Annotated in this window: 6 protein-coding genes and 1 pseudogene; 6 read left to right on the forward strand and 1 reads right to left on the reverse strand. The window is 61.3% G+C overall.

Features of this window, described 5'->3' with window-relative positions; genetic code table 11:
- Positions 1-4: 4 nt before the first annotated feature.
- The 5 genes from WCA53_RS24770 (at position 5) to WCA53_RS24790 (ending at position 4232) form a co-directional block, all read left to right on the forward strand.
- The gene (locus WCA53_RS24770; protein WP_423916645.1) at positions 5-832 is read left to right on the forward strand and encodes an ABC transporter permease; all 828 of its coding nucleotides are present in this window, start codon (positions 5-7) and stop codon (positions 830-832) included.
- Between the two features lie 25 nt (positions 833-857).
- The gene (locus WCA53_RS24775; RefSeq protein ID WP_423916639.1) at positions 858-1931 is read left to right on the forward strand and encodes an ABC transporter ATP-binding protein; all 1074 of its coding nucleotides are present in this window, start codon (positions 858-860) and stop codon (positions 1929-1931) included.
- A 63-nt stretch (positions 1932-1994) separates the two neighbouring features.
- The gene (locus WCA53_RS24780; protein WP_423916640.1) at positions 1995-2744 is read left to right on the forward strand and encodes an amino acid ABC transporter permease; all 750 of its coding nucleotides are present in this window, start codon (positions 1995-1997) and stop codon (positions 2742-2744) included.
- The gene (locus tag WCA53_RS24785) at positions 2744-3400 is read left to right on the forward strand and encodes an amino acid ABC transporter permease (protein ID WP_423916649.1); all 657 of its coding nucleotides are present in this window, start codon (positions 2744-2746) and stop codon (positions 3398-3400) included. The genes WCA53_RS24780 and WCA53_RS24785 overlap by 1 nt, the downstream gene beginning before the upstream one ends.
- A 106-nt stretch (positions 3401-3506) precedes the next feature.
- Positions 3507-4232, forward strand: a complete 726-nt coding sequence (locus WCA53_RS24790) for an amino acid ABC transporter ATP-binding protein (RefSeq protein ID WP_423916642.1) — start codon at positions 3507-3509, stop codon at positions 4230-4232.
- Positions 4233-4816: 584 nt separating this feature from the next.
- On the opposite strand, the gene WCA53_RS24795 is transcribed toward WCA53_RS24790, so the two are convergent.
- The gene (locus WCA53_RS24795) at positions 4817-5140 is read right to left on the reverse strand and encodes a hypothetical protein (protein ID WP_423916651.1); all 324 of its coding nucleotides are present in this window, start codon (positions 5138-5140) and stop codon (positions 4817-4819) included.
- A gap of 284 nt (positions 5141-5424) precedes the next feature.
- Between WCA53_RS24795 and WCA53_RS24800 the strand changes: the two are divergent.
- Positions 5425-5680, forward strand: a pseudogene (locus WCA53_RS24800) (F0F1 ATP synthase subunit beta); the annotation flags it as partial.

Consider the following 5680-nt stretch of genomic DNA (forward strand, 5'->3'; position numbering starts at 1 on the left):
GCTCCTGCCCGCAACGATGCCGGGCCGGCTCGGCAGGCCGGCGGCGCTGCTCGCGGCCATCGTCTTGTTTCTTGCGGCGCTGCCGATCCTGACGATGATCCTGATGTCGTTCAGTGCGTCCGACACGCTGGAATTTCCGCCCCCGAGCTACAGCCTGCAGTGGTACCGCACGGCATGGCACAGCTTTGTCTCGCCCGACGCAAGCGACTCGCTTTCCATGGGTACCGCATTGACGACGAGCCTGATCGTCGCGGTATCGACGATGATCATCGCGACACTGGTCTCGGTGCCCGCTGCGTATGCATTGAGCCGCTATCGCTTTCGCGGCAAGTCGGCTGTCGAGCAGCTCGTTGCGCTGCCGCTCGTCTATCCGCTGGTGATGCTCGGGCTGTCGCTGCTGCTGGTCTTCAACGTGCTGCCCGTGGAACTCGGCGTGTTCCGGCTCATCATCGCGCATGTGATTCTCGCGCTGCCGTTCACGGTGAAGAACTGCGCGGCGTCGGCCGCATCGATCGGGCCGGAGTTCGAGGAAGCCGCCCGCGTGATGGGTGCGAGCCCGCGCCGCGCCATGCTCGACGTGGTGTTGCCGCTGATGCGCCCCGGCATCCTGGCCGGCATGCTGTTCGCGTTCATCATCTCGTTCAACGAATTCACGGTGACGTTCTTCCTGTACGGCATCAACACGATGACGCTGCCGGTGTGGCTCTACAGCCGCACGGTGTCATCGCTCGACCCGACCGTGTTTTCGTTCGCGGTGTTCATCGTTGCTATCGACTTTGCGCTGATCTGGCTCCTTGAAAAGTTGATCGGCGACGAAGGTGTCGCACTGTAGGCACGCAGGCATTTAAGGAATCCTCATGACTCATCTGACACTTCAGGCCGTGACCAAGCGCTTCAATACGGCGTATGCCGTCGACCACGTCGACCTGAGCGTCCCGGACGGCAAGCTGGTCTGCTTTCTCGGCCCGTCCGGCTGCGGCAAGACGACCCTGCTGCGCATGATCGCGGGGCTCGAGACGCCGAGTTCCGGCAGCGTGACTTTTGCGGGCCGCGACATCACCCAGTTGCCCGCGAACCAGCGCGATTTCGGCATGGTGTTCCAGTCGCTCGCGTTGTTTCCGCACATGAGCGTGGCCGAAAATATCGCGTACCCGCTGCGGCTGCGCAAGACCGCCAAGGCCACGCAAGGACGCCGCGTGGCCGAACTGCTCGACCTGATCCAGTTGCCGCACATGGCGAACCGGCCGGTCACGCAGCTGTCCGGCGGACAGCGTCAACGGGTGGCAATTGCGCGTGCGATCGCGTCGTCGCCGAAACTGTTGCTGCTCGATGAGCCGCTCTCCGCACTCGACGCCAAGCTGCGCGAAGCGATGCAGGTCGAAATCCGCTTGCTGCAACAGCGCCTGGGCATCACAACGATCATGGTCACGCACGATCAGCGCGAGGCGATGACGATGGCCGACGAGATCGTCGTGATGGAAAAAGGCCGCATTGCGCAGGTCGGCAAGCCGCTCGACATCTACCGGGACCCGGTGAGCGAGTTCGTCGCCGACTTCATCGGCCTCGGCAACATCCTGCCAGTCACGCACGACGGCCGCGGCGGTGTGAATCTGCCGGGCGGCCAGCAGATCGTCGTGGCGAATCCCGCCTACGTCCCGCAATCCACCGGGGGCATCCGCCTTCTGATCCGTCCCGAAGATGTCTTCCTGAAGCATGCCTTGACAGAAAGTGGTCCTAACCATCTCGCTGGCACGGTCACGTTTATCCGCGACGTCGGCGCGACACTTGAAGCGACGATCGACTGCGCCGGCTTCACGCTGACCGCCGCCACGACGCCGCGCGAAACGCCCGGCCTCATGCTCGGCATGTCGGTGCTGGCCGAATTGCCCGCGCACGCCTGCAAGCTGATCGCGGCACGCCCCGTTCATTGAAGCTGTTTCGTTCAACTACTTCATTCGATTTAACCGGCCTCATCTGACCATGAGCGACACGCCATGACTTATGCATTCGATTTCAGCGGCTTCGGCGTCTACGCGGGCATGCTCGCGCGCGGCGTCGGCGTCACTCTTTGGCTGACTGCGGTGTCGACGGTGCTGGGCGGCCTCGTCGGGATCGCGGGCGCAAGCGTCAGCGTCGCCGGGCCGCGCTGGGCTCGCACGGTGGTCGCTTCGTACGTCGAACTGATACGCAACACGCCGTTCATCGTGCAACTCTTCTTCGTGTTCTTCGGGCTGCCGGGCATCGGCATCCATATCGACGAAATGCAAGCGGCAATCCTCGCGATGACGGTCAATCTCGGCGCCTACGCGACGGAAATCGTCCGCGCAGGCATCGACTCGATTCCGCGTGGGCAGGTGCAGGCCGCGCAGGCGCTGGGCTTGCAGGGGCGCCAGGTGTTCCGCCTTGTCGTGCTGCCGCAGGCACTGGCCAATGTGTTTCCGGCGCTCCTCAGTCAGGTGCTGATCGTAATGCTCGGCTCCGCCGTGGTGTCGCAGATCTCGGTACCTGACCTGACGTACGCGGCCAACTTCATCCAGTCGCGTAACTTCCGCTCGTTCGAGAGCTATCTGATCGTCACCGCGACCTATCTATTCCTGTCCATCGTGTTGCGGCTACTGATGAACTGGCTGGGCCGGGGCCTTTTTGCCGGACGTACAGCACGCACAAGCGCTGCGCCGCGCAGCTGGCGAACCCGGTTCGCCTGGCGTCGCGCGCAGACGTCGTTGGCTACGGAGCGCTCATGATGACCGAATTTACCCTGTGGGATATTGCGCGCAATCTGCTGCTCGCCGCGCGCTGGACAGTTCTGCTTTCGCTGATTGCCTTTGTCTGCGGCGGTGCGGTCGGCTTGCTGCTGCTCGCGATGCGCGTGTCGCCGTTATCATGGCTGCGCCGTGTGGTTTCGCTCTATGTCGAGCTATTCCAGGGCACGCCGTTGCTCATGCAGTTGTTCCTTGCGTTCTTCGGCCTGCCGTTGCTGGGCGTGGACGTGTCGCCATGGGTCGCGGCCACCGTTACGCTGACGCTCTACACCAGCGCGTATCTCGTCGATATCTGGCGCGGCTGCGTTGAAGCAGTTCCGCGCGGCCAGTGGGCGGCAGGCGCGAGTCTTGGCATGACGTTCGGGCAGCAGTTGCGCTATATCGTGTGGCCGCAAGCAAGGAAGATCGCGGTCGCGCCGACCGTCGGTTTCCTGGTGCAGGTCGTCAAGAGCACTGCATTGACGTCGATCATTGGGTTCATCGAACTGACGAAGACCGGCTCGATGATCACCAACACCGCGTTCCGCCCGTTTCCGATCTACGGCATGGTCGCCCTGCTGTACTTCGCGATGTGCTTCCCGCTGACGCTGTATGCGCGCCGGCTGCAGCAGGCGCAGCTAGCGCAGGCACGCCGGTGACATGACCCAAGCTGCGGCCTGTCTGTCGCGTGTCTGCGCCGGTTATTCAATGAGCTTCCCGCTTCGTGGCTGGTTCCACGGAGCGCAACCAGGAATGGATTTCACGATGATCTCAATCAACAATGTTTCGAAGTGGTATGGGCCTTTCCAGGTGCTGACCGGCTGCACGACAGAAGTCAAAAAGGGCGAAGTCGTCGTGGTGTGCGGGCCGTCGGGTTCCGGCAAGTCGACGCTCATTAAAACCGTGAACGGTCTTGAGCCGTTCCAGAAGGGCGAGATCACGATCGACGGCCAGTCGGTCGGCGACAAGAAGACCAACCTGTCGAAGCTGCGGGCGAAAGTTGGCATGGTGTTCCAGCACTTCGAGCTGTTCCCGCACCTGTCGATCACTGAAAACCTGACGCTTGCGCAGATCAAGGTGCTTGGGCGGTCGAAGGACGAAGCCGCGACGAAGGCGCTGAAGCTGCTGGATCGGGTCGGTTTGCGTGCGCATGCGGACAAATTTCCGGGTCAACTGTCGGGCGGTCAGCAGCAGCGGGTTGCGATTGCACGCGCGCTGTCCATGGATCCGATCGCGATGCTGTTCGACGAACCCACCTCGGCACTCGATCCCGAAATGATCAATGAAGTGCTCGACGTGATGGTCGAGCTCGCGCAGGAAGGCATGACGATGATGTGCGTCACGCACGAAATGGGCTTTGCACGAAAGGTCGCACATCGTGTGATCTTCATGGATCACGGCATTATTGTCGAAGACGACCGGAAGGAAGATTTCTTCGCGAACCCGAAGTCCGATCGCGCGAAGGACTTTCTCGCGAAGATCCTGCACTAGGGGGCCGGCTGGCGGCTTTGGGGGGTGCTGCTCGCGGCGAGTGTGGGGATAGCGTTGAGTCCTTCTGCTCGCGTGGTCGTTCTGCTTAAGGCGGATTTTCTTGCTTATTTCTGTTAGCCCCTATCCGGGGCGGGACTTCATTTCTTTGCAAACGCGCAAAGAAACGAAGCAAAGAAACGCGTTTAAACCGCCAATTTTTTAGTGTCGTCGTTGCGGATTTTGGGTTTTTGGCACGAACGTAGCGCCGCCCCCACGCATCACCGCGCAGTCGAACACCCTCCTCAAGCGCCAACGGCGCGCACACGCTTCGCCTCGATGGCCCCAATCCCAATTGCTATTAGGGGCAATATTCGTGTGGCAGATAATTTGCGTTTATTTGACACACGAATAATTGACGAATATCTGCCACACGCATACGCGTGCTGAGAGTAAAGCGCTTTGACCGCCAGATGCAAGAGTTGCCCGAGGGATTTCCTGTCAAAGTGTCCGATCGCATTTTCGCCGGACTGCGCAACACCGTGGCGGCGCTCGACGCGATGCCCACCAGGTTGGATGCCTGAACGCCCGGGCTCCAGATGCCGCGTTTATCGGTCTTTGAGAGTTAGCGGAAGGGCCGCATCGCTGCTCAGCGCGCTACTCAGCGACTTTTCAGCCGCGTCGAAGGCCTTGCGTATCGCCACGTTCGGTTCCCCGTCGGACCATCGCGGACCCAGGACTATCTGTCCGTCGCGGCCGATAAGGTCGAGTCGCGCATCGTAGTCCTGTTGCCCAAAGCGAACCAGCAATGCCTCGATCGTGAGGTTGCAACCCGCAATGCGCTTACCGAAGCGCTCCAGCCGTAGAAGTTGCACGCTCGCTTCCGCTTCGACCAGGCACGATCTCGCGAAGCCAAGAAAAATCATCTGCATGCCAATGCCCATCACGTACTCCCGCAACATTTCCATTGGACCCGTTTCTCTCTGTCCGTCTTACAAGATGAATACAGCCTCCAATGTCGACGCGTCGCCCCCTCGGCGTATTGACGTCGGTCAATCGGATTCCGAATAGACCGGCCGACGACGATTCGTGCTGTTGCTCATCTTGAGATGGCGCCGGGAATGGCGTCGCACGTGATCTACATCATGGTCGCAACTTCCAGTACGGATACGTTTGAATCCTGATCAACGGATTAAGACTTTTCGCGCCGACACCCATGGACACTGCTCTGATCGACCCAACCCGTCCGGTCGGGCGAAGTGACACCAACCCGGCGCTGGGCCGGGTGACGGCGGTGCGCGGCGCAGTCGTCGATGTCGCTTTCGACACCGGCGCCCTGCCGCTTATCGAAGAAGCGGTCGAGATCATGATCGACGACGGACCGCCGATCATCGCCGAGGTGCAAGCTCACCTGGATGAAGTCACTGTGCGCGCGCTCGCGTTGCGCTCGACCAACGGACTCAGGCGAGGCG

Origin of the sequence: Caballeronia sp. (assembly GCF_049581465.1) — a bacterium.
In the GTDB taxonomy this organism is placed as follows: domain Bacteria; phylum Pseudomonadota; class Gammaproteobacteria; order Burkholderiales; family Burkholderiaceae; genus Caballeronia.

Bases quoted from the DNA above. Each gene is read 5' to 3' on its own strand.
- WCA53_RS24775 (WP_423916639.1), top strand. From the start codon at position 858: ATGACTCATCTGACACTTCAGGCCGTGACCAAGCGCTTCAATACGGCG.
- WCA53_RS24780 (WP_423916640.1), top strand. From the start codon at position 1,995: ATGACTTATGCATTCGATTTCAGCGGCTTCGGCGTCTACGCGGGCATG.
- WCA53_RS24785 (WP_423916649.1), top strand. From the start codon at position 2,744: ATGACCGAATTTACCCTGTGGGATATTGCGCGCAATCTGCTGCTCGCC.
- WCA53_RS24790 (WP_423916642.1), top strand. From the start codon at position 3,507: ATGATCTCAATCAACAATGTTTCGAAGTGGTATGGGCCTTTCCAGGTG.
- WCA53_RS24795 (WP_423916651.1), bottom strand. From the start codon at position 5,140: ATGCAGATGATTTTTCTTGGCTTCGCGAGATCGTGCCTGGTCGAAGCG.